Below are 23,236 nucleotides of genomic sequence, written 5' to 3'. Positions count from 1 at the left end.
CTCAGCGGGCCGCGCGGCCGGCTGCCTCCCCCTGCTGCGCCGTCTTCGCCGTATCGTGGAGCAGCGGCTGGCCGCCGTCGCCGATGATCGCGAAACCGGCCCAATAATAGGGATGCGAGGTCTGCTTCTCGTTCATCAGCCGCGCTTGCGTCGCCCACATCGCGTCGGCGACGCTGGTCCCGCGCTGGGTCCCGAACAGGCCGCCGATCAGCCGCTTGGTCGCGTCGAAATCGTCGGGCGCGGGCCAGTGGCTCGCGATGACCGAGCGGCCGCCGGCGCCGATGAAGCTGCGCACCAGCCCGTCGAGCGCGTTACCGCCGCCGCTTGCGACGCCGGCCTCGCGCGTCGCGCTGACCGAGGCGGCGCCCGCCGTGTCGCAGGCCGACAGGATGACGAGGTCGGCATCGATCTTGAGGTCGTAGATTTCCTGGAAGGTCAAAAGCCCGTCCGAGCTGCTGTCGCCGAACGAGGTGACCAGTGCGGGCCGCGCTGGGCAGGCGGCGCGCGGCGCGGTCACGAGGCCGTGGGTCGCGAAATGGATGATCCGGTAATCGGCGAGGTCGGCGCGCGCCTTGACCGCCGTATCGGTAAAGGCGCCGCCGGTCAGCAGCGTCGCGGAATCGCGGCCCATCGCGCTGCGCGCCGTGACGAGTTCGTCGGCCGAGATCGGCCGGCTCCACTGCGCGATGTCCCATTGGCAATCGGCATCAGTGCCGCCCGCGGCGCCGCGCGAGCCGAGCGAAGGCAGCGTGCCGGCGACGGGCAGGTTCTGGCCGAGCCCGAAATATTGGTTCGCCGCCGCCGATGGCGCCGACTGGCGCGCGTTGCGAAAGGCGAGCGCCGAGACGGCGGTGCTCGGGCGCGTCGAGCGGCCGAGCCACGCGATCTGGCGCATGTCGAAGGCATCGGCCTCGGGATCGGCAAGCCGCCGTTCGTAATCGGCCAGCCCGGTGTCGGCGGTGACCAGCAGGTTGATCGGCAGGCGCAGCATCGCGCCGTCGGGTTCGAAGATCAGGTGGGCGATGGCCGGCAGGCGCTCCGCGGCGGGGCCGAACAACCCGGTGTAGAGCTTGCGCGCCGCGGCGGCGTCGAACGGATAGGTGACGCGGCGGCCGTTCTCGACCACCGAAATCGACGCGCGGATCGTGTCGACCGCGGTCTCCAGGTCGCCCGCGCCGATGTCCGATCGCCAGAGCTGCGCGCCGCCCTGTTCGATCAGCATCGCATAGACCGCGTCGCCGACGACGAGCATCTTGAGATAGGCTTCGTCGGGGCGCAGCACCTGCTGCAGTTCGGGAAGGTCGAGCTTGCCCGGCGCAACGACGCGATATTGCGGGAAGGCGGAGAGGGCCACGACCGTCTCGGCCTGCTGGAAGCCGAGATTGTCGAGCTGGGTCTTGAGGTCGGCGCGCAGGGCGTTGATTTCGGGGGTGACCGGCATCTGCGCGAGCCGCGCGTCTTCGATCCGCGCGCGTTCGATGTCGCGGTTCAGCGTCGTCGCCTGGCGGAAAAGCCGCGATCCCTCGCTGCTGCCCGCCGACAGTTCGCGGGCGAGCACCGCTTGCGTGTCGGCGACGCCGGGGCGCACCTGCAACTGGCTGGCGACGAAGAAATCGCCGATCGCCGCCGGGTCGGTCGCGCTGCGCGCCGCGAGCAAGCGGTAATAGGGCGCCATCATATTCGCCATGCCGGTGGTCGAACGCTGCGATCCCGCAAGCGCCGCGACGACCTCGCGGTAAATGCCCAGCGCCTTGTCGTCCTGTCCGTGGCGGGTCAGGAAGGCGGCATAGCGCGCGCGCGCCGAAGCGAGCGCGTTGGTTTCCGGATATTCGACCGCCAGCGCGTTGATCGATTCGAGGAAGCGCGCATCGGCGCCGGCGATATCGCCCTCCGCCTCTTCGGCAAGCGCGAGTTCGCCGAGCATCTGCGACCGCAAGCGGACGATCGAGGTGACGCGTCCTTCGCGGACGGCAATCGCATCGGCGAGCCCCTTGATCTGCGCCGCCTTCGCCGCCGCCGGATTGCCGCGCAGCCGTTCGACGGTGCCGAGCAGGTGGACCGCCTGTGCGTCGATGATCTGCGCGCGTTCCGCAGGCGTCAGCCGTTCGCGGTCGGAGGTCTGGCGGATAGCGCGGGCGTTCGCGCCGCTGTTGACCCCGGCGACGATCTCGGGCGTCAGCGTGACCGCATCGCCGTTGACGCTCACCGCGTTGGCGAGCGGCGGGATCGGCGCCTGCAGCAGCGCCGCGGCGCCGTCGTAATCGCGCTGGTTCAACGCGTGGATCGCCCGGAAATTGCGGCGCAGGCGAAGCTGTACCGCGTCGCTGGTCGGGATCGCCTCGACCTCGCCGAACAGCCGTTCGGCCTCGGCAAATTCGCCGAGATTCGATTTCTGGAGCGCGCGGTTGAGCGTGAATTCGGTGGGGTCGAGGTCGGCGGCGGCCTGTTCCTCGATCGCGCGGCGCGACAGCGCCTCGAAAAATTCGGCCGCCTCGGCATAATCGCCGCTGTGGTTGCGGCGATATCCCTCGGCCAGCGCCCGGTCGACGTCGATCGTGCCAGCGAGGGTGCGGGCGAAGCCGTCGTTGCCGCCGACCGAGGTCGTCGCCACCTTGATCACCCCCGGTACGACCCGGCGCTCGCGCACCGACTGGAGCGCAAGGTTCAGCGCATCGCCATAGGCGGCGAATCCCTCGACGCTGTAGCTGGTGTTACCGTCGGCCTCGACGCGCGTTTGCCATGCGACGTCGCTGCCCTTGACCGCGCAGGCGCCGCTGGCGGCGCAGACGATCGTCCCCACGCGGCCTGCCTCGATCTGTGCCAGCGCTTCGCCGGGGGGCGAACGCAGCATGCGGACATAACCGACCGGCTGGCTCGCATCGCGGCAGACGATCATCCATGCGCGGTCGAACATGCCCTTGATCACGCTGTCGCGCACCGTCGACTGCACTTCGCACAGCGAGCCGCCCTGATCGCCGATCGAAAAACTGTCGCGAAGCGTGGGATCGCCGCCCTGTGCCTGTGCGGCACCGGTCGAGGTGGTCGCCAGCATCGCCAGCGCCGCCAGAAAGTACGGCCGAAGAGCCGGGCGTCGAGCCGTCATTACGCAATCCCCCAAACACAAGCCTGGGCGCCCGCCGGTGCATTACGGCAAGGCGCAGTCTTTCAACGCTGCGGTGCGACCCATTCCCGTGTGCGGCGGACCCTAACCCCTTCGCATCAAAAAGGGAAGTGATCTGCGGCACAGGCGGCTTGCTTCGCCGGGGCGCGCAACCTATCTGCAACGGACCGGCAGATTTTTTGCAAAGAGGACAAGATGAGCGCATTCGACGATCGTGAACGGGCTTTCGAAACGAAATTCGCCCGCGACCAGGAAGTGCAGTTCCGCATTACCGCGCGTCGCAACCGGCTCGTCGGCGAATGGGCGGCCGAGCGGATGGGGCTGACCCCCGAGGAAACCGACGCCTATGCCAAGGCGGTGGTCCAGGCCGATTTCGAGGAAGCGGGCGACGAGGACGTCATCCGCAAGCTCGCGGGCGACCTGACCGCGGCCAGTGTCGAGATCAGCGATGCCGAGATTCGCAGCGTGCTCAATGACAAGACCGCCGAGGCACGGCGCCAGTTCATGGACAGCCAGGGCTGATATCATGGGCATGCGCGAGGATGATCTGCGGGCAATGATCGCGGCGGCGTTCCCCGATGCCGAGGTGACGATCCGCGATCTCGCGGGCGACAACGACCATTATGCCGCGCATGTCGTCAGCGAATCGTTCCGCGGCATGTCCCGCGTCGCGCAGCACAAGGCGGTCTATGCCGCGCTCGGCGGACGCATGGGCGGCGAACTTCATGCCTTGCAATTGACGACCGCCGTTCCTTCATAGGGGGCATGATTTTTGCGGCGCAGTTTCGCGCGCCGGACCGGAGACACGACATGACCGACCCCACGACCCACGACCGCATCGCCAAGCTGGTTGCCGATCATCCCGTCCTGCTGTTCATGAAGGGCACGCCGCTGTTCCCGCAATGCGGTTTTTCCTCGCGCGCGATCGCGATGCTCGACCGCCTCGGCGTCGAATATGACAGCGTCGATGTGCTGCAGGACATGGAAATCCGGCAGGGGATCAAGGAATTTTCGGACTGGCCGACGATCCCGCAGCTTTATGTAAAGGGCGAATTCGTCGGCGGGTCCGACATCATGATGGAAATGTGGGAAGCCGGCGAACTCCACACGCTGGTCCAGGATATCCCGGCGCGCGCCGAATAAGCGGCCGACCGGCGGACATCGAGGCCCGCTGGCGCACGCGCTGGCGGGCCTTTTGTTTGTCGGCTTTGGGGGAGCGGACGTAGCTCCACCCATTTTCGTCATCCCGGACTTGATCCGGGATCCACTGCGGCGCCCAAGTCATGGACCCCGGATCAAGTCCGGGGTGACGATGGCGGAAACGACCGAGACCGGGCGGAAAGCCATCAGGCCGCTTCGGCATCCTCATACGCCTGTGCCTCGGCGGCGATCAGGATGTCGGCGAGCATCCAATAGGCCTCGCCCCACGCCGCGAGCACCTCGTCGGTCGCGACCGCTTCGCCCAGCACGTCGCGGATCGCGGGCAGCAGCGCGTTGGCGACATGGGGATAATGTTCGGGCTTCACCCCCGTTTCGACATGGCGCGCGACCATGCGCGATACCGCGGGACCGAGGTTCTGCAGCTTGTCGATATTCTTCGCATAGGCAAGGATCGCCGCCGCGAGCCGTTTCGGCTGCTCGCCGTTCGCCTGCGCGGCGCGGTCGAACATCGCCTCGATCTCGGCATTCCGGAACAAGCGCGCATACATGGCGGTGGTGATCGCAAGGCCGTGCTTTTCGAGCGCCGGTGCGGTGGCCTTGACGATTTCCATGGCATGGGCGGACGCGGTACGCATGGCATTATCCTTCTGTTTCAGGGAGGGGAGACGGGTTGCGGGCGGTCAGCCCGCCTTGCGGCCCAACGGGTCGTTGAGGCGGAAGAAGAGGGCGAGTTGCAGGCTTTCGGCGATACGCGCCGCTTTTGCCTGCAGGGCCGCGGCCGCTGCGGGCGCCACCAGTTCGCCGGTCGTCGCGGTCCAGATCGCGAGCCAGCGGTCGAACATCGCGGGGGTGATCTGCGCCTTGTGCTTCAGGTGCTCGGCGACGGGATTGCCCTTGTAGCGCCCGCTGGTCAGCATCACCGACGACCAGAAGGCGACGAGCTTGTCGAGATGGCCGGGCCAGTCATGGACCGCCGCGTCGAACAACGGGCCGATTTCGGCATCGGCGCGCACGCGCTCGTAAAAGCGCGGAATCAGGCGCTCGAGCATCGCTTCATCGATCTGGTCATCCTGTTCCACGACTCGCTCCAATCATGTATTTGATGCGCATGTATTCGCACCGTTTGAAACATGCAACAAAAATGCATATTATCTGATCGAAGCTCGATTTTCCGAGGATTGCGATGCGCCTGACGCGCTACACCGACTATGCGATGCGCGTGCTCCTCTATGTGGGCGCGCAGGACAGCGAGCGGCTGAGCCCGATCTCGGAGATTTCGCGCGCCTACGGCATTTCGCAGAACCATTTGATGAAGGTCGTCAACGACCTGGTGAACGCCGGCTATCTGGAAAGCGTGCGCGGTCGGTTCGGCGGCGTTCGCCTTGCGCGGCCGGCGGCGAAGATCAATGTCGGGGCGGTGGTTCGCCATACCGAGGAAGGCTTCGATCTGGTCGATTGCGGAAGCTGCATCATCGCGCCCGCATGCGGCCTGACGGGCGCGCTCGCCGAAGCGCTCGCGGCCTTCATGCGGGTACTCGACGGCTATAGTCTCGCCGATCTGCTGCAAAAGCGGCAGGCATTTGCGGCGCTGTTCGGCATCGAGGACAGCGCTACCGCCGCTTGAAGTGCGCCGGCACAAGCGGCAAGGTTGCACGAACTATCGTTCAAAAAGCACCTTTGACCGCGCCCGATAACGCCTCGGCGCAACATAGGCACCTTTCTCCGGGTTGGGCTCTTGCGCGCGAACGCAGTTCTGTGCGCCCAAAAAAGGAGTGGTCTCTATGCGTTTCAAACCTCTTGTCCTGACCGTGACCGCCGCCGCAGCGATGGCGCTCGGGGCCTGCTCGCAGAAGGAGGAGGTCGCTGCCGCGCCGCCTCCGCCGCCCGGCGCCGTCCCCGGCAGCGTCGCCGCCGATCGTGACGGCGATGGGATTATCGACGGTTATTACACCGCCGACGGCATCTATCATCCGAACGCGCCGATGATGCCGCCCCCGCCGCCGCCTGCCCCGACCCGTCTCGGAGAACGCGGCTGATGCCGCATGGCCGGGGAACGCGGCGCCGCCGCGTTCCCCTGTTCCTCATCGCGCTGGCGCTTGGCGCCGGCTTGCAACCGCCCGCGATCGCCGCGCCTAGGGCCCTCCGCGCGGCTCCGGTTTCGGCTGCCGTCCTCGATGCGATGCGTGCGGAAGCCGGCGGCGATCTCCGGCGCTTTTACGCCGAACGTGGCTTCAAGCCGCTGTGGGTCGGGTCGGGCGGGGTGGGACCGCAGGCGGCGACGCTGATCACCTATCTCGACTCGGCCGGCCTCGACGGCCTCAAGCCCTCCTCCTACGACGTCGATGAGCTGCGCGCGCTGGTCGCGCGGGCCAGAACCGGCAATCCGCAGGCGCTTGCCGATGCCGAACTCGCGCTGTCCGACGCCTTCGCGCGTTATGTCCGCGACCAGCGCGGTTCCGGCAAGGCGAAGATGACCTATGCCGACAAGACGCTGAAACCGAAGCGCCCTGACACGCTGACTGTGCTGCGTGCCGCCGCCTTTCCCAAATCCTTCGCCGCCTATGTCGACGACATGGGCTGGATGAGCGAACATTATGTCCGCCTCCGCCGCCTCGTCGGCCATGCGCAGAAACAGGGGGCGTCGAAGGCCGAGATGGCGCGTCTGCGCCTGAACCTCGACCGCGCGCGCGTCCTGCCGGGGCCGTGGGTCCACCATGTCGTCGTCGATGCCTCGTCGGGGCAGCTCTGGTATTATGGCGACGGCAAGCGCGCGGGGACGATGAAGGTGGTCGTCGGGGCGCCCGAGACGCAGACGCCGATGCTCGCCGGCAAGCTGCAATGGGCGATCCTCAATCCCTATTGGAACGTCCCCGACTATCTCGCCGAAAAGAGCATCGCGCCGAAGGTGCTTGCGGGGCGCAGCCTCGCTTCGCTGCGGATGGAGGCGCTGTCGGACTGGGGGCCCAATCCGCGCAAGCTGTCCCAATCCGAAATCGACTGGCACGCGGTGGCATCGGGGTCGCAGGTGCTGCGGCTGCGCGAACTGCCGGGCGGTGCCAATTCGATGGGCAAGGTGAAATTCCTCTTCCCGAACAAGGAGGGCATCTACCTGCACGATACACCGGCGCGCGACCTGCTCGCGAAACCCGACCGCCATTTCAGCAACGGCTGCATCCGGCTGGAAAATGCCGCCGAGCTTGGTCAGTGGCTGATGCAGCGGTCGATCCGCACCAGGTCGAAGGCCCCCGAACAGGCCGTGGCGTTGCCGGTGCAGGTGCCCGTCTACCTCACCTATATCACCGCCGTTGCCACCGAACGCGGCGTCGCCTTCCGCAACGACGTCTACGGCCGCGACGGATAGGGCGCGCATCGTTGCAGAGCTTCCGGGGGGCGGGGCCTTTCGGCCGCTCCGCCCCCCGTCTGCTTCGGGGGTAAGTGGGGATTTCCCGGTGAGGGCAGGGGACATCAGGGACCAGACCGATGTCCCCCGCCGCTCGCTTGAGCGGAACACTCGGGAACATCTCATACCATACAATTGCCGTGCCAGTTTCGCGCGGACACGGATTCCGGCAGGAGACGCTGGTTAGCAAAAGCTTACCGCCGTTCCGGCTTGTCAAATATTCCGACACCTTCGATCGCGCTATCATTCATCTGCCGTTCAGGCAATTGACTACATTTGTAGTCGCGTTGCAAGGCGACGCCGGACGGAGGGGTTTTCGATATGGCGGAACGGGCAAGCGAATCGGAAATGCAGGTGCTGTCGGCGCTGTGGGACGATAACCCGCAGACCGCCGCCGAACTCACCACGCGCATCGGCAAGGCCAATGGCTGGACGCAGGCGACGGTCAAGACGCTGCTCGCGCGGCTGGTCCAGAAAGGCGCCGTCACCGCCGAGGCCGACGGCCGGCGTTATCTCTATCGCCCCGCGGTCGAACGCGCCGAGGCGGTGGGCGAGGAATCGCAGCGCTTCGTCGACCGGCTGTTCGGGGGGCGGGTCAGTCCGATGATCGCGCATCTCGCCGAGCGCGAGGCGCTGACCGACACCGATATCGCCGAAATCGAGGCGCTGCTCCGGAAGCTCAGGTCATGAGCGCCGCGGTGCTGATGCAGGCTTGGGGCGACACGATGCTCGCCACCGCCATCCTCGTGCTGGCGGTGCTGGTCGTCCGCAAACCCTTCGCGCGCCATTTCGGTCCGCGGCTGACCTATGCGCTGTGGCTGGTGCCGGCGCTGCGCCTGATCCTGCCGCCGCTGCCGTTCGCGGATCCTGTGGTGACGGTGCCGGTCGATGCTGCGCTGCTTGCCACGGTCGCGCCGGTGACGACGGTCGTTTCGGCCGCCGATGCACCAGTCTGGTCGGTGGCCGATGCCGCGCCGCTGCTGTTCGCCCTATGGGCGGCGGGGGCGATTGCGGTGCTCGCCAGCGCGTTGTTGGCGCACCATCGTTTTCGGGCCGCGGTGCTGCGCGGCGGGGTCGAACTCGAAGCGGTCGGCAAGGTCCGGCTGGTCATGAGCGAGGCGGTCGACGGCCCGGTCGCTTTCGGCCTGCTCCGTCCTTATGTCGCGGTCCCGCGCGATTTCTTCGCGCGCTATGCCGCCGAGGAACGCGCCCTCGCCATCGACCATGAACTGACGCACCACCGCCACGGCGATCTGTGGGCGAATGCCGCCGCGCTGCTGCTGCTCGCGGCGCAATGGTTCAATCCCTTCGCCTGGCGCGCGCTCCGCGCTTTCCGCTTCGATCAGGAAGCGGCGTGCGACGCCCGGGTGCTGACGATGGCGGACACGGCGCCGCGCGATGTGCGCACTGCCCGCTATGCCACGGCGATTGCCAAGGCGGCGGTGGGCGCGCGGCTGTCGTTGGCCGCGCCGATGGCGGTGCACGACAATCTGCAGGAGAGGCTAACGATGTTGATGCGACAGGATATCTCGAAACGGCGCGGTCTCGCGGGACGGCTGCTCGTCGGCGGCGTGGCGCTCGGCATCCTTGCAACGACGGCGACCCTCGTCCCTGCCGGGATCGCGAGCGCGAGCGTGCAGCCCGCCGACATGCCCGAACCTCCGGCCCCGCCGCCACCGCCCGCAGCTCCGCTGCCGCCCGACGCGCCGTTGCCGCCTGAGGCCCCGGCGGCGCCCGATGCGCCGCACGGGGTGATGCTCGTCACCTCGGGCAAGGACGGCGTGACCGAACAGGTCTGGACGTCCGACGACGGTTCGAAGCGGGAGGTACGGCGCATCACGATCCGCGAAGGCGGCGACGACAGCGGCAGCACCGGCGACAGGGGCGCGACGGGCGTCCGTCATCTGGAATTCGCGATGCCGGGCGGCCTGTCGCGCGACGATGTCATCGCGACGCTGAGGGAACAGGGCATCACCGGAACCCGCGCCGAAGCGATCGCCGACAAGCTGGAGGCGAAGCGCAAGGCGCGCTTCCGCACCGCACTGGCGCCGCTCCCCCCGATGCCACCCATGCCGCCGATGCCTGCCGCCGGATGGGCGCCGGTGCGCGGGCAGGCGATGGCGATCGCCCGCTGCGGCGACGGCAGCGCCCCGCCGGCAGTCGACCGCGAGGAAAACGACGGCGGCAAGCGCAGCCGTTTCGTGATGATCGCCTGCGCCGATGGGCCCGGCGGCAAGGCCGCGCGGCTTTCGGCGCTGAAGAAGGCGCGCGACAATCTCCGCCAAAACGACGGAGCAATGTCCGACACGATGCGCGCCAAGGTGGCGGCCGATCTGGACAAGGCGATCGCCGAAACGGAAAAATCGGGCGACTGAATTTCCGGAGTTTCGACGCCGACCTTCGTCCCCGGTGAGGTCGGCGGCAGGGGCGGGGGAAGAGAGTGGCGCGTCCACTCGCTTCTCCCGTGCCGCCTTGCCGGCGTGTGTGCGTTTTGGCGTGGTGAGCTGAAGTTTAGCGACGGCGGCCGTCGTCGTCGCGGATGGTGCCTCCAACCTTGGCCTGAACAACGCGAAGCGCGCCGATCACCAACTCGTCAACGCCGAAATCGTATCGCCATCCTGTGACGTCTGCTTGGATCAAAAATGGCCCATCTTGTTCCTCGGGGTCATCAGGCTCGGTGACGTATGACCAAGATATCGGGGAATCGCTCGACGGAGCAAAGACCACTGCAGTTTCTGTGACAACTTGATCCGGAAACGCGTGGCGCAGGCCCATAAGCGCCACCTCGCGGCTTGCGAGACCTTCAAGGAAATAGCTCTTCATTCCAGGCGCCGAGAATAGAAATATTTATACATAAAATGGCTACACCGTCACTCGAATGCCCGCAATCGGTCGACTGTGGCCAGCCCGACAATACCATCGGACGTCAGCACAAACGCGGTGACGAACTAGATCAGCGATCCTCAAGGGGAAGAGCAGCCCAGTCGGCATAACTGTCGTAGACATCGGTGGTCGGAAATAACGGATTGCTCTCTTTGCGACGCGTCAAATGGAGCCGCGCAACGCGCCCATCTTCGAGCCGAAAAAGAACATCATCGCGCCGAAATCGACGCCCCAATGCTGTTGCCTTGGTGCCGTAAAGGATATGGCCAGGGCTAAGCTCGCGCTCCAGTTCTTCTCCAAGTTCTCGCCGTTCGGTCTCACTGGTCACCCGGTACCAGTCGCCATCCCAATCATTTGCGTCGTTCATGAAATAAGCATATCTCTGGGATCGGATGTCCGCAATCGGTCGAAATCTGCTGGGACGTCGTCGTCGGCAACAAGGCCCGACGCGCGGCCACCGGGAGCGGAGCGCATACGAAATGGGGGCCGGCATCGCTGCCAACCCCCACTATCCGGTCTTGCTCCAGTGGCGGCGATCCGCTTCATCCCGGTCCGCTGTTCTTGCGATCAGCAGCCCGCAAAACGATGCGTCTTCGCACGCGCCGTAACAGCCCGGCGACGGTTTGGTCGGCCCCCTTTCGGGGGCCGGCCGCACCTGGAAAACTCTTCATCATCTCTTCTTGCGTCTGCCGAAGCAATCGCTGTCCAAGCGATGGGCTGTCTTCCTGTACCCGATCGGGTCCGCCTCAACTCGTGGGAATCGCTGCGTTCCGTGATCAAGCTATCGTTCGATTTCCTCGTCAGTCCGATCCGTTCTCTTCCGGCTAGTCTTGCAACCACCCTTAATGTCCCGGCGGATCGACGTCTCTGTCGTCCGATGATTTGAAGCTGACATGAAGCCGCGGGGCCGCCAACAAAAAAGCATCGAAATGCGGCGCCCCAACCGTCGCGCTTGTGGATAAGTCCGGCATTAGTAACAAGCCTTTGCTGCGCAGCATTTTTGTAACAGCGGCGCAACATTTTCGGATTCGAAATGGACCATCTTTGCGGTGGTCGCGAGTCGCATCGGCCGCTTTTTGACATCGGGGCGATCGCGACTCGGAGGAGACCGGAGGCGCAAAAAAAGCGGAGCCCGAGGGCCCCGCTTCCCTTTCGTCCGAAGGACCGACTAACCCTTGACGGTCACCTCGACGCGGCGCGCCGCGGCATTGTCGGTCCCGGTCGTCGTCGTCTCGGCGGGTTTTTCGAGCACCACCCTGTCGGCGGCGATGCCGAGCTTTTCGAGCGCAGCCTTGACGCTCTGCGCGCGGTTCTTCGACAGTTCGGCATTGGCGGCGGCATTGCCTGTCGGATCGTTATAGCCCGACACGGCGAGCGTCGCGGCGGGATTACCGTCGATATAGGTCTTCACCGCCGCTGCCGCGGTCGACAGGTCGTTCGACACCACCGATTTGCCGGTATCGAAATAGACCGTCAGCATCGGCTTGCCTTCGCGCTCCGCCGCAATCACGCCCGCGCCCTCGGGAATTGCCGCGGCGGGAGCCGGTATGGCGTCGCCGGCCGGGGGCGTCGCGGTTTCGCTGATCGCGATGGCGTCGCCGGTCGGCGTGACGGGCGCTTCCTGTTTCGAGCAATAGCGCATGCCGAAGAAGATCAGCGCAAGCAGGAGCAGCGCAAGCAGCAGCCAGGGCAGCCAGCCCATGCCGCCGCCGCCGGGGGGCTCCTCGGGCGCCGAATAGGCGGCCTGCGGCGTGGCCGGCGCAGCAGAGGGCGGTGGCGGTGGGGGCGGAGGGGGTGGCACGGGTTCCGGCGGCGGGGGCGCCGCGGCGGCAGGAGTCGCCGCCGCTGCTCCGGCAGCACCCAGCGCGGCCGCCGCAAGCGGCGCGTCGGGTGCCGGGGCGGGGTCGTCCGCCTTGGCGCCGCCATTGGTGTCTACGCCGCCGCCGTCACCTGCCGCCGATCCGGCCAGGCCCGCAGCAGCGCCGGCCGCTCCGGCAAGCCCTGCGGCGCCGGCAGCGGCGCCCGCGACCCCGCCGAACAGCGTCAGGAGCCCGAAATGTTCGGCGAGAAGATAATAGACGGTGACCCGGTTCTTGGTCCGGTCGCCCTTCATCCGCTCGCCGACCCCGGCAATCGCGGCGTCGAGTGTCGCGTCATCGTGCGTCAGGCCGAGCTTCTTTTTGAGGAAATTTTCGCGAACGCGGTCGGTTTCCTTCTTGTCGGTGAAGGAAACGAGCGAAGAATCGACCTTTCTGAGCGCGATACCCAGATATTTGACGATTGCCGCGACCACCTTTTCATCGGCGTCGGCGGCATATTTGCGGACATCAGCCAGCCAGTCTTGAGCCATGCGACCTACCTCCTTCGGGGGCGCAAGCAACCGCCATCAGGCGCCCGCCGGAGCGGCGGGACTCGGGCCCCGGTCGTTGGAACCTATGGCTTTTTTCCCCGAAGGCAACCGGCAGCAGGGCGGGGCCGCCTATCGCTTGCCGAGATCGCCCTTGCCGATCGTCCCCGACGCCATTTCGAGCATGCGGTCGAGGCTCTTGCGCGCGGCGAGGCGCAGCCCTTCCTCCATCTCGATTCTGGGCTCGAGGTCGCGCAGCGCGATGTACAGCTTTTCCATCGTGTTCAGCGCCATGTACGGGCAGATGTTGCAGTTGCAGTTGCCGTCGGCGCCGGGCGCGCCGATGAACGTCTTCCCGGGCAGCGCCAGTTCCATCTGGTGGATGATGTGCGGCTCGGTGGCGACGATCAGCGTGTCGCCGGGAAAGCTCTTCGCGAACTGCAATATGCCGCTCGTCGAGCCGACATAATCGGCATGGTCGATGATGTGCGGCGGGCATTCGGGGTGCGCGGCGACCGGCGCGTTCGGGTGCTGCGCCTTCAGCTTCAGAAGCTCGGTCTCGCTGAACGCCTCGTGGACGATGCACACGCCCGGCCACAACAGCATCTCGCGCCCGAACTTGCGGTTGAGATAGCCGCCGAGATGGCGGTCGGGACCGAAGATGATCTTTTGTTCGGGCGGAATCTGGCTGATGATCGTCTCGGCGCTCGACGAGGTGACGATGACGTCGGAGAGCGCCTTCACCGCCGCCGAACAGTTGATGTAGGTCAGCGCGATATGGTCGGGATGCGCTTCGCGGAAGCGCTTGAACTGTTCGGGCGGGCAACTGTCTTCCAGACTGCACCCGGCATCCATGTCGGGCAGGATCACCGTCTTCTGCGGGCTCAGGATCTTCGCCGTCTCGGCCATGAACTTGACGCCGCAGAACGCGATGACGTCGGCGTCGGTATCGGCCGCCTTGCGCGACAGTTCGAGGCTGTCGCCGACGAAATCGGCGAGATCCTGAATCTCGGGCTTCTGGTAATAATGGGCAAGGATGACGGCGTTGCGCTCCTTGCGGAGGCGGTCGATTTCGGCGCGCAGGTCGAGGCCGGAGAGATTCTCGCGAACGGGAGCAGTCATGGCTTATCCTTGTCTGGTGCCTTTGGCGCCCCCTCTACACGGCGACCTGCGGCAGGGCAATTCGCCGCGTCAGCCGCCGGCCAGTCTTTCCGCAAGCGCGATGACGGGGGGCGTCAACGCCAACAGATAGATGGTGGCGCGCACCAGGATGACAACCGCCGCGATCGCCTTGGTTGCCGGGTGGATGCGGCCGAGCGTGCGGCGATCGTAAAGCGCGATGATGCCGACGACCGCAAGCTGGATGAGGCCGACCGGGATGTCGGACCAGCCGACCATCAGCGGCATTGGCAGGAGGCGGCCCAGCGCCGGTTCAAGAATGATAATGGTCGCGCCGATCATCAGCCGCCGGTGCCACGCGGTGGTGTGGCGGCGGCGCACCGCAGCCCAGACCATCGCCCCGAACGCCAGCGCCTCGATCGTGGTCAGGGCCAGGAAATAGGGCGGCGAGAAGAAAGGCGGAAACCGGTTCAGTACCAGCGATGCGACGCCGGTGAAGACGCCGAGCGCGGTGATCGCCAGCGCCAGCGTGGCCCCGGCCCATCCGAGCTTGCGGTGCAGCGGCAGATTGTCGCGCGAGACGAGCGTCGGCTGGACGATCAGCAATCCGAGCCATGCGAGCATCGCGACGCCGTGCGCATGCACCCAGAACGGCGCCGCGACCGGATCGACGAAGCCGCGCAAGGCGAACTGGAGAAAACCGAAGACGATGAATATCGCGAGGCCGATCGCCATGCGATGCCAGAATAGCTCGGCGCGTACCGCGCCTCCTGCGGTCGTAGCCATGCCCCATCCCCCTGTCCGACCCCGGACAGAGGATAGCGCAGCTGTGAAAAAGCGGAAAGCGGCTTCTTAGCCGCCCGGCGTCGCGGCGAAGCGTGCCGTCACCTTCGCGTCGATCCCCGCCGCCTTGAGCGGCATCGCGAAGCTTTGTTCGACCGCGGTCCGCGCCGCACCCTGCGCGAGCCGCATCGGCGTCGTGCCCTTGGCCTGCTTGATCAACTCTTCCTGCGCGCGCTTGCGGTTCGCGGCGTCGAGCGTCCGTTCGGCATCGGTGAGCGCCAGCAGGATTTCGCCGTCGCGAAACTCGCTGATCGCGTCGATATCGATCTCGGGCCCCGCGAGACGAAGCGGCGGCAAGGTGACGGTCAGCGCGTTGGTCGCGGCATCCCAGTCGAGATCCGATTGCTTCAGCTTGCCGAGGTCGAGTTCGTAGCGCACCGTACCCGGCATGATCAGCGTCTTCTTCGCGCTGAGGCCGAGCCGGCTCTGGGTCGAGGTCACGACTGCGACGTAGCGCGCGGTGAAGGGCACGAGGATATTCTGCTCCTGCAGGCCCTGCAGGCTCGCGGCGACGACGGTTTCGGGATCATAGCCCTTCTGCCAGTCGCGCCATGCCGCGACCGCCCACCAGACGGCGAGCAGCATCACCAGCGCGGCGGCGAGCAGGATGAGGCGGGAGAGGATGCGGGGCGAGGAAGAGGATGATGTCATGGCGTTGTATAGACCGAGCAATCGGGCGCCGGGCGATCCATTTCATATCGCGCCGTCGCGGGGTTATAATGCAGCAAACGCGTATAGCTGCATTCGGGATCCTTCCAGTGCGTAAGGTCGCTCTTCTTCAGCTTGATATTGCTGTTGTCCTCGGTTCGGCGCGACGTCTGCGGATAAGCCGTTGCGGCCGTGCGGAGGGTGAGCGCAGGCAGTTCGCCGCCATCGGGCGCCGCCGCGGCCAGCGTTCCGGTGAAGCTATATTCGTCATGACAGGCTTCGAGCCGGTTTTTCATATCCTGCTCCGAAAAGCAGGCGCGGATCATCAGCGAGCTGTCCCAGACGGTGTCGAGCACCTCGACGAGGCCCGCTGCGTGCGGTGCCATGCCGACGCGGAGCAGGTGGAGCCTCCCGCCCGACCCGCCGCCGCCCGAATACATCGCGCGCTCCTCCTCGATCACGCCGACGAGGAATTCTGCTGCGGGCTGTGTAGCGTCTTCGTTCGTGCTCGGGATGGGGATGATGTTCGGCCACAGGCTCACACCCCTGCCGTCGGCGCCGTAAGGCAGCGGCAGCGTGATCGTGCCAGTATCGCCGCCCGACCGCGGCGAGGAGATGCGCAGCTCGCGTCCGCCTTCGTCCTTTCCTTCGCCGGGCAGTTCGAGGCAGAGGCTGCGGTCGGGCAGGCAGCGCGCTTCGCCATCGCCCGCGACGAGGGCAACGACGATCGCGTCGGATGGGGGCGCAGCAACCGGCTGTGCGGCAGCGATCAGGATCGGCAAAAGCATTCAGGCAAGTTCCCATTCGTCGTTCTCGGTACGCACGATGCCGCGCGCTTCGAGATCGAGCAGATGGGCGAGCACCGAACGGCCGGCGGCGCCGGTCAGGCGGGGGTCTAGGCCCTTGTACATATTCTGCACCATGACCGGTATCACAGCCGTTCCCTTTTCGAGTTCGCGCAGGATCTGGCGTTCGCGTTGCCTGCGATGGCCCAGCATGCCGCGGACAAGCTGCTTCGGCTTGGCTACCGCGGGGCCGTGCGCAGGGTAATAGACGCGGTCGTCGCGGTCGTAGAGTTTTGCGAGGCTCGCCATATAGGCCGCCATGTCGCCGTCGGGCGGGCTGACGACGCTGGTCGACCACGCCATGACATGGTCGCCGGTGAACAGCGCGCGGCTTTCGGGCAACGCGAAACAGAGATGGTTCGACGTGTGGCCGGGCGTGGCGACCGCCTCGATCGTCCAACCGTCGCCCGATATCCGTTCACCGTCGGCAAGCACGCGGTCGGGCGCATAGTCCGGATCGAAGGCCGAATCGGCGCGCGGGCCATCGTCGGTCAGGACGAGCGGCGCGCAGCCGATGATCGGCGCGCCGGTCGCTTCCTTGAGCGGCGCGGCGGCGGGCGAATGGTCGCGATGGGTGTGGGTGCAAAGGATCGCGGCGACGCGCTGTCCCGCAACCGCGCGCAGGATCGCGTCGACATGGCCGGCGCCGTTCGCGTCGGGCGGATCGCCGATGCTCATGCCGCTGCCGGTGGGGCCGGGATCGATCACCGCGACGTCGGCGCCCGCCCCGACGATCCACGTCTGGGTGCCGGTAAAGGTATAGGGCGACGGGTTGGGTGCGAGCACCCGCCGGACGAGCGGCTCGTGCTGCTCGCAGTCGCCGGCGCGGATCGTGTCGGGCCAGGGCTTTTCTTCGCTCATACGCGTCATGTGGCATCGCGGCGCCCAAAGGAAAAGGGTCGCCGGGGGAAAAGAAGGCCGGGTACCGATTTCAGGACGCCCGTTTCCGCCGGCAGCCGGCTTTCGTCGGGGCGGCATATTTTTCCGAAAAATATTCTGACCTGTGAGGCATCTCACATCGCCTCCAGCGGCGCGCCGCTATTCCCGTCTTGCGACCCGGAACAGTTCCAGATCGGGAACTGATCCTACTTTCCCGGCCGCGTCTTTCGGGGCCGGCCGGGAACCTTTCGTACCCCCTTCGCATTTTAGCAGCATCGTTGAAACGATGTCCGGACGCGATGAGGCGTTCGCATTTTTTGCCGGCGTTTCGGCATCTGCCCGGCCGGTTCAGGAAGGGAATAACATGGGTCTGATCATTACATTGATCGTCGGCGGCGTCATCGGCTGGCTGGCCAGCATCGTCATGCGTACCGACGCGCAGCAGGGGATCATCCTGAACGTCGTCGTCGGCATCGTCGGCGCGTTCCTCGGCAACATTCTCGGCGGCATGTTCGGCATGGGTGCCAGCCTCGATGCCTTTAGTCCGGTCGGCCTGCTCTGGGCCTTTATCGGTGCAGTGGTGCTGCTCGGCATCATCAACCTCGTGCGCCGCGGCAGCGTGCGCTGACGGGACGGCGGCGGCTCCCTTCGGCGCCGCCGCCATTCTGCTAGGCGATTTCAAATATTTGGGTTACCAACATGGCGTCTGCGAAGGCAGGCGATGGAAACGATCGTAGGGGGTCAATATTATGGACTTCATTATCGCAATCATCATGGGTGGCGTGATCGGCTGGCTGGCCAGTATCGTGATGCGTACCGACGCACAGCAGGGTATTTTCCTCAACATTATCGTTGGCTGTATCGGATCGATCCTCGGACGCTTCCTGTTCGGGCGCTTCCTCGGCGGCGGACATTTGCGCGGCGACGCCTTTGACCCGATGACCTTGCTCACCGCTTTCATCGGCGCGGTGATCCTGCTCGCCATCGTAAACCTCGTCCGGCGCGGTCGCGTGCGCTGACGAAACGCCTGTTCCGGTCCGTTCCGGACCGGCAGCAAAAAGGGCGGCCCGCATCGGCGGGGCGCCCTTTTTCTTTGGAAATCGCTAGGGTCGGCGGCTATGAGGCGCAGCCGGATTGCGGGCGAAGCGGCGTTGTTTCCCCCTTGTCACGGGTGATTTAATTAGATAATACACCTCGACGAAACTGGGTCGTGCGGACTGGGGGCGGATCGCTGTCGGGCGATCGTCGTGTCGGCTGCCACGAACGGCAGATTGGGAATTCGGCGTGAACTACGAGCGGAAAGTGGATGTGATGGACAGCCTGACGGGGTCGACCCAAAGCTTTTACGACGATGCGGACAATCGCCGCAAGCGGACGCGGCTGATCGTCGCGCTTGTGCTGGTCGCGCTGGTGCTCGTGGCGGCCTGGTACGGGTTCAAGCAAGGCATGGGCGACGGAGCCGCTACTGCGGGGGACGAGGCTGCTACGACGAATGCGCCCAGCGTCACGGTGGTGATCCCTGGACGCGTTTCGGTCGAGGCCGCGATTTCTGCGAATGGCACGATTGCGGCGCGCCGCGAGATGCCGGTCGGCGTCGCGGGCGAGGGCGGCGAAGTCGTGCGCGTACTCGTCGAGCCGGGCCAGTGGGTCGGCGCGGGGCAGACGCTGGCGATCATCGACCGGTCGGTGCAGACGCAGCAGGCGGCGGGTCTCTCTGCATCGATCCGCGTCGCGCAGGCCGATGCGAACCTCGCGCAGGCCGAACTCGAACGCGCCGAAGCGCTGGTCGGACGCGGCTTCATTTCCAAGGCCGACATGGACCGCAAGCGCGCGACGCGCGATGCCGCCAACGCGCGCGTCCGCGTCGCGCAGGCGCAATATCAGGAAGCGGTCGCGCGCAACGGCCGGCTCAACATCGTGGCGCCGGCTGCGGGGCTTGTGCTGACGCGGCAGGTCGAGCCGGGCCAGATCGTCGGCGCGGGCAGCGGCGTGCTGTTCCGTATGGCCAAGGGCGGCGAAATGGAAATGCTCGCGCAGATGGCCGAGGCCGATCTGCAGCGCGTCGCCGCGGGAACGCGCGCGACTGTCACCCCGGTCGGAACCAGCCTGCAGATTGCCGGACAGGTGTGGCAGGTTTCGCCCGTCGTCAACACCGACACGCGCCAGGGCATGGTGCGGATCGCGATCCCGTACAGCAGTTCGCTGCGGCCGGGCGGCTTTGCCGATGCGCGGCTGGTGGCGGGCACTGCCGAGGCGCCGTTGCTGCCCGAAAGTGCGGTCCACAGCCGGGCCGACGGCAATTATGTGCTGATCGTCGGCAAGGACGACAAGATCGAACAGCGCGCGATCAAGGTCGGCACCGTCAGCGACAGCGGCGTGTCGATCGCGTCGGGCCTGACCGGAAACGAAAAGGTCGTTGTGCTGGCGGGCGCGTTCCTGAACGTCGGCGACAAGGTGAAGCCGGTGATTCAGAAGGCGTCGCAATAATCCGGATGGTGCGCACAAAGGCGTTTATATCATGAGCTTTCGCAATATTTCCGCCTGGTGCATCCGCAATCCGGTGCCGCCGATCGTCCTCTTCGTGCTGTTGCTGCTGGCGGGGATCGTCAGCTTCAACCGGATGGACGTAAACGACCAGCCCGACGTCGAATTTCCGCTGGTGCAGGTCATGGTGGCGCAGCCCGGCGCGGCGCCGACCGAGCTCGAAACGCAGGTGACGCAGCGTATCGAGGCAGCGGTTCGCGGCGTCAGCGGCGTCGATGAAATGTCGTCCTACGTCAACGAGGGCAGCAGCTCGACAATGATCCAGTTTGCGATCGGGACCCCGATCGATCGCGCCTATAACGACGTCAATCAGGCCGTTCAGCAAATTCGCAGCGAGCTGCCCGAAGGCATTCTCGAGCCGCAGGTCGTGCGCGTCGACGCCGCGGGCGGACCGATTACCTATTTCGCGGTCGAGGCGACCGACATGACGCTCGAACAGCTGTCGTGGTTCGTCGACAATACGGTGGCGAAGGAACTCCTCTCGATCCCCGGCATGGCGAAGGTCAGCCGTTCGGGCGGGGTCGATCGCGAAATCCGCGTCATCCTCGATCCCGCAAGGATGCAGAGCTATGGCCTGACCGCAAGCCAGGTGAACCAGGAATTGCGCCAGGTGAACCTCAACGCCGCCGGCGGACGTACCGAGATCGCCGGCGCTGAACAGGCGGTCCGCGTGCTCGGCAATGCGGCGAGCGCCTTCCAGCTCGGCGAGACGCGCATCTCGATCGGCAACGGGCGCACCATTCGTCTGGCCGATGTGGCCAAGGTGACCGACGGCTATGCCGAGCAGCGCAATCTCGCGAAGATCCGCGGCAAACAGGTGCTGAGCTTTGCGATCGAAAAGGCAAAGGGCTCGTCGGACGTCACGATCCACGACGAGACGATGAAGAAGCTCGCCGAAATCACGAAGAACAACCCGAAGGTCGATTTCAAGATCCTCTTCACGCGCACCGACTATACCAAGGAACAATATCGCAGCTCGATGGCGGCGATGGTCGAGGGCGCGGTGCTGGCGGTCGTTGTCGTCTTCCTCTTTCTGCGCGACTGGCGCGCGACGTTGATCAGTGCGCTCGCGATCCCGCTGTCCGCCATTCCGACCTTCTGGTTCATGGACATGATGGGCTTCTCGCTCAACGCCCTGTCGCTGCTCGCGCTCAGCCTCGTCGCCGGGGTGCTCGTCGACGACGCGATCGTCGAGATCGAGAATATCGTCAGACATATGCGGATGGGCAAGACCGCCTATCAGGCGTCGATCGACGCCGCCGACGAGATCGGGCTCGCGGTCGTCGCGACGACGATGTCGATCGTCGCGGTCTTCCTCCCGGTCGCGTTGATGCCGGGCATTTCGGGCCAGTTCTTCATCCAGTTCGGCATGACCGTCGTCTTCGCGGTGCTGATGAGCCTTGCCGTCGCGCGCATGATCACGCCGATGATCGCCGCCTATTTCCTGTCCGCGCAGGGCGAGCAGGCACACGCCGAAGGGCCATGGATCGACCGGTACGAGCGCGTCCTCGCGTGGACGCTCGACAACAGCAAGCACAAGGCCGTGCGCGAGCGTTTCGAGGCCGTGCAGACCCGGCTTGCCTTCCTTTTCGTTCCGCTGCTGCTCGCGGCTGTCACGGTCGTCTTCTCGATCGTCTCCTATTTCCAGCCGGTCCCCCCGGGGGGAAGCCGCCCGAACACGGCGCTGCACTTCCTGCTGCAGACGCCGGCAATAGCGATCGTTACTTTCCTGCTGACCAGCCTGCTCGCGATCCTGCTCGGGGCGCTGGCATGGAAGATCGGCGTGCGCCGGTTCGCCTTCACCAATTGGGCGAAGTTCATGGTCCAGCGCGCCTGGGCGCGACTGTACGACCATCGCGTCTGGATCGTCGGTATCGGCGGGGCCGCTTTCGTAACGAGCATCATCCTGTTCGCGGTGCTGCCGCAGCAGTTCCAGCCGACGATCAACAGCGACTACAGCCAGGTCAAATATGAGCTGCCGCCGGGTTCGACGCTGGCGCAGAGCGAGCATATCTCCGACCAGATCAACACGATCCTGTCGGGCGACAAGAATGTCGAAAATGCCTTCTATGACGTCAACGTCGGCGGCGGCGGTGTCTATATCACGCTCAAGAAAAAGCGCGAGGTGACGAGCGTCGAATGGGAACGTGCGCTGCAACCGAAGATGGCGGCGATCCCCGACGCCCGCGTAAGCTTCCAGAGCCAGTCGGGCGGCTTTTCCGGGCGCGATATCACCATGGTGATCGGCGGCGACGATCCGGTCGCGCTCGAAAAACATGCGATGAAGATCGTTGGCGAAATGCGCGGGCTCAAGGAAATCCGTTCGCCGCGGATCGAGGGCGATATCCCGCGCCCCGAAATCATCGTGACGCCCCGCACTGACCTTGCCGCTGATCTGGGCGTGACGACGGCGGCGCTCAGCCAGACGATCCGCATCGCGACGCTCGGCGATATCGACCAGAATGCGGCCAAATTCTCGTTGTCTGATCGCCAGATTCCGATCCGCGTCTTGCTGTCCGAAGATTCGCGGCGCAGCCTGTCGACGATCGAGAACCTGCCTGTGCCGACGTCGCGCGGCGTGACGGTGCCGCTGAAATCGGTGGCGGAGATCGGCTTTGGTGCCGGCCCCACCGAACTGCGCCGCTATAACCAGACGCGGCGCATCGTGATCGGTGCCGACCTGGCCCCGGGGCTGGTAACGGGCAACGCCCAGCAAAAGATCGACGCGCTGCCTGCGGTGAAGACCATGCCGCAGGGCATCCGCAAGATCGTGCAGGGCGAAGCCAAATGGCAGGGCGAGCTGATCAAGAATTTCATCATCGCGGTGGTGGCGGGCCTGATGCTCGTCTTCTCGACGCTGGTGCTGCTCTATCGCCGCTTCGTGTCGCCGCTCGTCAACATGTCGTCGCTGCTGCTCGCGCCGCTCGGCGGCCTGCTGGGGCTCGTTGTCGCCGGCATGGCGATTTCGATGCCGGTCTATATCGGCCTGCTGATGCTGCTCGGCATCGTCGCCAAAAACTCGATCCTGCTCGTCGACTTCGCGATCGAGGAAATGGATCAAGGGGTCGGGAAGATGGAGGCGTTGCTCGACGCGGGCCGCAAGCGCGCGCAGCCGATCGTCATGACGACGGTCGCGATGGTCGCGGGCATGGTGCCGACCGCCTTGTCGCTGTCGGGCGACGGGGCGTGGCGCGCGCCGATGGGCGTGGTCGTGATCGGCGGCCTGATCCTGTCGACGCTGCTGACGCTGTTGATCGTTCCTGCCGGCTTCAGCCTTGCCGACAGCATCGAGAAGCGTCTCGGCCGCTTCTTCGCGCGCAACCTGCTGACGTACCAGCCCGGCGACGATACGAAGCCGCACTCGGCGCCCGCGCCGCATCCGGCCGAATGATACGGCACGGCGCGGATGGAGGCCGCGCCGGTTGCAACCTTTGCGGCAAGCCGCC

General features: G+C 65.8%; 23 protein-coding genes. 12 read left to right on the top strand and 11 right to left on the bottom strand.

Translation table 11 applies throughout. The features are described 5' to 3' along the window. Nucleotide 1: 1 nt before the first annotated feature. Nucleotides 2-3,103 carry a CHAT domain-containing protein gene (locus tag V6U71_RS15340; protein WP_411339262.1) on the bottom strand — a complete coding sequence of 1,034 codons (3,102 nt, stop codon included), beginning with the start codon at nt 3,101-3,103 and terminating at the stop codon, nt 2-4. Between the two features lie 213 nt (nt 3,104-3,316). Between V6U71_RS15340 and V6U71_RS15335 the strand changes: the two genes are divergently transcribed. The 3 genes from V6U71_RS15335 to grxD are packed head-to-tail and all read left to right on the top strand — an operon-like array spanning nt 3,317 to nt 4,264. Further along, nucleotides 3,317-3,643: a DUF1476 domain-containing protein gene (locus V6U71_RS15335; RefSeq protein ID WP_054730536.1), complete on the top strand. Its 327-nt coding sequence runs from the start codon at nt 3,317-3,319 to the stop codon at nt 3,641-3,643. 4 nt (nt 3,644-3,647) lie between these two features. Then, entirely contained in the window at nt 3,648-3,881 is a 234-nt protein-coding gene (locus V6U71_RS15330) for a BolA/IbaG family iron-sulfur metabolism protein (protein WP_054586937.1), read from the top strand. Nucleotides 3,882-3,931: 50 nt separating this feature from the next. After that, nucleotides 3,932-4,264 carry a Grx4 family monothiol glutaredoxin gene (gene grxD, locus V6U71_RS15325; protein ID WP_054586938.1) on the top strand — a complete coding sequence of 111 codons (333 nt, stop codon included), beginning with the start codon at nt 3,932-3,934 and terminating at the stop codon, nt 4,262-4,264. A gap of 203 nt (nt 4,265-4,467) precedes the next feature. Here grxD and V6U71_RS15320 read toward each other — a convergent pair whose 3' ends face one another. Continuing rightward, nucleotides 4,468-4,917 carry a globin domain-containing protein gene (locus tag V6U71_RS15320; protein ID WP_054730533.1) on the bottom strand — a complete coding sequence of 150 codons (450 nt, stop codon included), beginning with the start codon at nt 4,915-4,917 and terminating at the stop codon, nt 4,468-4,470. A gap of 45 nt (nt 4,918-4,962) precedes the next feature. Then, nucleotides 4,963-5,331, bottom strand: coding sequence for a group III truncated hemoglobin (locus V6U71_RS15315; protein ID WP_411342362.1), 369 nt, complete (start codon nt 5,329-5,331; stop codon nt 4,963-4,965). Nucleotides 5,332-5,465: 134 nt separating this feature from the next. Here V6U71_RS15315 and V6U71_RS15310 point away from each other — a divergent pair, with 134 nt between their 5' ends. The 5 genes from V6U71_RS15310 to V6U71_RS15290 all read left to right on the top strand — a co-directional run bounded on the left by V6U71_RS15310 (nt 5,466) and on the right by V6U71_RS15290 (nt 10,057). After that, nucleotides 5,466-5,906, top strand: coding sequence for an RrF2 family transcriptional regulator (locus V6U71_RS15310; RefSeq protein WP_411339261.1), 441 nt, complete (start codon nt 5,466-5,468; stop codon nt 5,904-5,906). Between the two features lie 157 nt (nt 5,907-6,063). Continuing rightward, nucleotides 6,064-6,318 (top strand): hypothetical protein, encoded by a 255-nt coding sequence (locus V6U71_RS15305; protein ID WP_054730523.1) that lies wholly within the window; start codon nt 6,064-6,066, stop codon nt 6,316-6,318. After that, nucleotides 6,318-7,643 (top strand): L,D-transpeptidase family protein, encoded by a 1,326-nt coding sequence (locus V6U71_RS15300; RefSeq protein ID WP_411339260.1) that lies wholly within the window; start codon nt 6,318-6,320, stop codon nt 7,641-7,643. Before V6U71_RS15305 ends, V6U71_RS15300 begins: the two co-directional genes overlap by 1 nt. Before the next feature lie 360 nt (nt 7,644-8,003). Then, nucleotides 8,004-8,372 (top strand): BlaI/MecI/CopY family transcriptional regulator, encoded by a 369-nt coding sequence (locus V6U71_RS15295; protein WP_411339259.1) that lies wholly within the window; start codon nt 8,004-8,006, stop codon nt 8,370-8,372. Continuing rightward, the gene (locus V6U71_RS15290; RefSeq protein WP_411339258.1) at nt 8,369-10,057 is read left to right on the top strand and encodes a M56 family metallopeptidase; all 1,689 of its coding nucleotides are present in this window, start codon (nt 8,369-8,371) and stop codon (nt 10,055-10,057) included. The genes V6U71_RS15295 and V6U71_RS15290 overlap by 4 nt, the downstream gene beginning before the upstream one ends. Nucleotides 10,058-10,193: 136 nt before the next feature. On the opposite strand, the gene V6U71_RS15285 is transcribed toward V6U71_RS15290, so the two are convergent. The 8 genes from V6U71_RS15285 to V6U71_RS15250 all read right to left on the bottom strand — a co-directional run bounded on the left by V6U71_RS15285 (nt 10,194) and on the right by V6U71_RS15250 (nt 17,228). After that, nucleotides 10,194-10,505: a hypothetical protein gene (locus V6U71_RS15285; protein ID WP_411339257.1), complete on the bottom strand. Its 312-nt coding sequence runs from the start codon at nt 10,503-10,505 to the stop codon at nt 10,194-10,196. Nucleotides 10,506-10,635: 130 nt separating this feature from the next. Further along, on the bottom strand, nt 10,636-10,932 hold the full coding sequence (locus tag V6U71_RS15280; protein WP_411339256.1) for a hypothetical protein: 297 nt from the start codon (nt 10,930-10,932) through the stop codon (nt 10,636-10,638). A gap of 801 nt (nt 10,933-11,733) precedes the next feature. After that, nucleotides 11,734-12,915, bottom strand: coding sequence for a DUF2853 family protein (locus tag V6U71_RS15275; RefSeq protein WP_411339255.1), 1,182 nt, complete (start codon nt 12,913-12,915; stop codon nt 11,734-11,736). A gap of 129 nt (nt 12,916-13,044) precedes the next feature. Continuing rightward, entirely contained in the window at nt 13,045-14,034 is a 990-nt protein-coding gene (gene nadA, locus V6U71_RS15270; RefSeq protein WP_411339254.1) for a quinolinate synthase NadA, read from the bottom strand. A 69-nt stretch (nt 14,035-14,103) separates the two neighbouring features. After that, nucleotides 14,104-14,817: an adenylate cyclase gene (locus V6U71_RS15265; protein WP_411339253.1), complete on the bottom strand. Its 714-nt coding sequence runs from the start codon at nt 14,815-14,817 to the stop codon at nt 14,104-14,106. A 66-nt stretch (nt 14,818-14,883) separates the two neighbouring features. Beyond that, on the bottom strand, nt 14,884-15,525 hold the full coding sequence (locus V6U71_RS15260) for a DUF4230 domain-containing protein (RefSeq protein ID WP_411339252.1): 642 nt from the start codon (nt 15,523-15,525) through the stop codon (nt 14,884-14,886). Continuing rightward, entirely contained in the window at nt 15,522-16,310 is a 789-nt protein-coding gene (locus tag V6U71_RS15255) for a hypothetical protein (protein ID WP_411339251.1), read from the bottom strand. The genes V6U71_RS15260 and V6U71_RS15255 overlap by 4 nt, the downstream gene beginning before the upstream one ends. Beyond that, a complete protein-coding gene (locus V6U71_RS15250) occupies nt 16,311-17,228 on the bottom strand; it encodes an MBL fold metallo-hydrolase (RefSeq protein ID WP_411339250.1) in 918 nt (305 codons plus the stop codon). It lies immediately after the preceding gene. A 382-nt stretch (nt 17,229-17,610) separates the two neighbouring features. Between V6U71_RS15250 and V6U71_RS15245 the strand changes: the two genes are divergently transcribed. The 4 genes from V6U71_RS15245 to V6U71_RS15230 all read left to right on the top strand — a co-directional run bounded on the left by V6U71_RS15245 (nt 17,611) and on the right by V6U71_RS15230 (nt 23,181). Further along, complete coding sequence (locus tag V6U71_RS15245) at nt 17,611-17,874, top strand: GlsB/YeaQ/YmgE family stress response membrane protein (protein WP_054730503.1); 264 nt, start codon at nt 17,611-17,613, stop codon at nt 17,872-17,874. A gap of 121 nt (nt 17,875-17,995) precedes the next feature. Next, entirely contained in the window at nt 17,996-18,265 is a 270-nt protein-coding gene (locus V6U71_RS15240; RefSeq protein WP_054730500.1) for a GlsB/YeaQ/YmgE family stress response membrane protein, read from the top strand. A 265-nt stretch (nt 18,266-18,530) separates the two neighbouring features. Next, nucleotides 18,531-19,733: an efflux RND transporter periplasmic adaptor subunit gene (locus V6U71_RS15235; RefSeq protein WP_407696664.1), complete on the top strand. Its 1,203-nt coding sequence runs from the start codon at nt 18,531-18,533 to the stop codon at nt 19,731-19,733. Between the two features lie 31 nt (nt 19,734-19,764). After that, a complete protein-coding gene (locus tag V6U71_RS15230; RefSeq protein WP_411339249.1) occupies nt 19,765-23,181 on the top strand; it encodes an efflux RND transporter permease subunit in 3,417 nt (1,138 codons plus the stop codon). Nucleotides 23,182-23,236: the final 55 nt, after the last annotated feature.

This window comes from Sphingopyxis sp. J-6, from assembly GCF_046603995.1.
Lineage (GTDB): Bacteria > Pseudomonadota > Alphaproteobacteria > Sphingomonadales > Sphingomonadaceae > Sphingopyxis.
The sequence above is the reverse complement of the archived record's forward strand: the minus strand, read 5'-3'. Positions and strand labels throughout refer to the sequence as shown.

Bases quoted from the DNA above. Each gene is read 5' to 3' on its own strand.
- V6U71_RS15340 (WP_411339262.1), bottom strand. From the start codon at position 3,103: ATGACGGCTCGACGCCCGGCTCTTCGGCCGTACTTTCTGGCGGCGCTG.
- V6U71_RS15335 (WP_054730536.1), top strand. From the start codon at position 3,317: ATGAGCGCATTCGACGATCGTGAACGGGCTTTCGAAACGAAATTCGCC.
- V6U71_RS15330 (WP_054586937.1), top strand. From the start codon at position 3,648: ATGGGCATGCGCGAGGATGATCTGCGGGCAATGATCGCGGCGGCGTTC.
- grxD (WP_054586938.1), top strand. From the start codon at position 3,932: ATGACCGACCCCACGACCCACGACCGCATCGCCAAGCTGGTTGCCGAT.
- V6U71_RS15320 (WP_054730533.1), bottom strand. From the start codon at position 4,917: ATGCGTACCGCGTCCGCCCATGCCATGGAAATCGTCAAGGCCACCGCA.
- V6U71_RS15315 (WP_411342362.1), bottom strand. From the start codon at position 5,331: ATGCTCGAGCGCCTGATTCCGCGCTTTTACGAGCGCGTGCGCGCCGAT.
- V6U71_RS15310 (WP_411339261.1), top strand. From the start codon at position 5,466: ATGCGCCTGACGCGCTACACCGACTATGCGATGCGCGTGCTCCTCTAT.
- V6U71_RS15305 (WP_054730523.1), top strand. From the start codon at position 6,064: ATGCGTTTCAAACCTCTTGTCCTGACCGTGACCGCCGCCGCAGCGATG.
- V6U71_RS15300 (WP_411339260.1), top strand. From the start codon at position 6,318: ATGCCGCATGGCCGGGGAACGCGGCGCCGCCGCGTTCCCCTGTTCCTC.
- V6U71_RS15295 (WP_411339259.1), top strand. From the start codon at position 8,004: ATGGCGGAACGGGCAAGCGAATCGGAAATGCAGGTGCTGTCGGCGCTG.
- V6U71_RS15290 (WP_411339258.1), top strand. From the start codon at position 8,369: ATGAGCGCCGCGGTGCTGATGCAGGCTTGGGGCGACACGATGCTCGCC.
- V6U71_RS15285 (WP_411339257.1), bottom strand. From the start codon at position 10,505: ATGAAGAGCTATTTCCTTGAAGGTCTCGCAAGCCGCGAGGTGGCGCTT.
- V6U71_RS15280 (WP_411339256.1), bottom strand. From the start codon at position 10,932: ATGAACGACGCAAATGATTGGGATGGCGACTGGTACCGGGTGACCAGT.
- V6U71_RS15275 (WP_411339255.1), bottom strand. From the start codon at position 12,915: ATGGCTCAAGACTGGCTGGCTGATGTCCGCAAATATGCCGCCGACGCC.
- nadA (WP_411339254.1), bottom strand. From the start codon at position 14,034: ATGACTGCTCCCGTTCGCGAGAATCTCTCCGGCCTCGACCTGCGCGCC.
- V6U71_RS15265 (WP_411339253.1), bottom strand. From the start codon at position 14,817: ATGGCTACGACCGCAGGAGGCGCGGTACGCGCCGAGCTATTCTGGCAT.
- V6U71_RS15260 (WP_411339252.1), bottom strand. From the start codon at position 15,525: ATGACATCATCCTCTTCCTCGCCCCGCATCCTCTCCCGCCTCATCCTG.
- V6U71_RS15255 (WP_411339251.1), bottom strand. From the start codon at position 16,310: ATGCTTTTGCCGATCCTGATCGCTGCCGCACAGCCGGTTGCTGCGCCC.
- V6U71_RS15250 (WP_411339250.1), bottom strand. From the start codon at position 17,228: ATGAGCGAAGAAAAGCCCTGGCCCGACACGATCCGCGCCGGCGACTGC.
- V6U71_RS15245 (WP_054730503.1), top strand. From the start codon at position 17,611: ATGGGTCTGATCATTACATTGATCGTCGGCGGCGTCATCGGCTGGCTG.
- V6U71_RS15240 (WP_054730500.1), top strand. From the start codon at position 17,996: ATGGACTTCATTATCGCAATCATCATGGGTGGCGTGATCGGCTGGCTG.
- V6U71_RS15230 (WP_411339249.1), top strand. From the start codon at position 19,765: ATGAGCTTTCGCAATATTTCCGCCTGGTGCATCCGCAATCCGGTGCCG.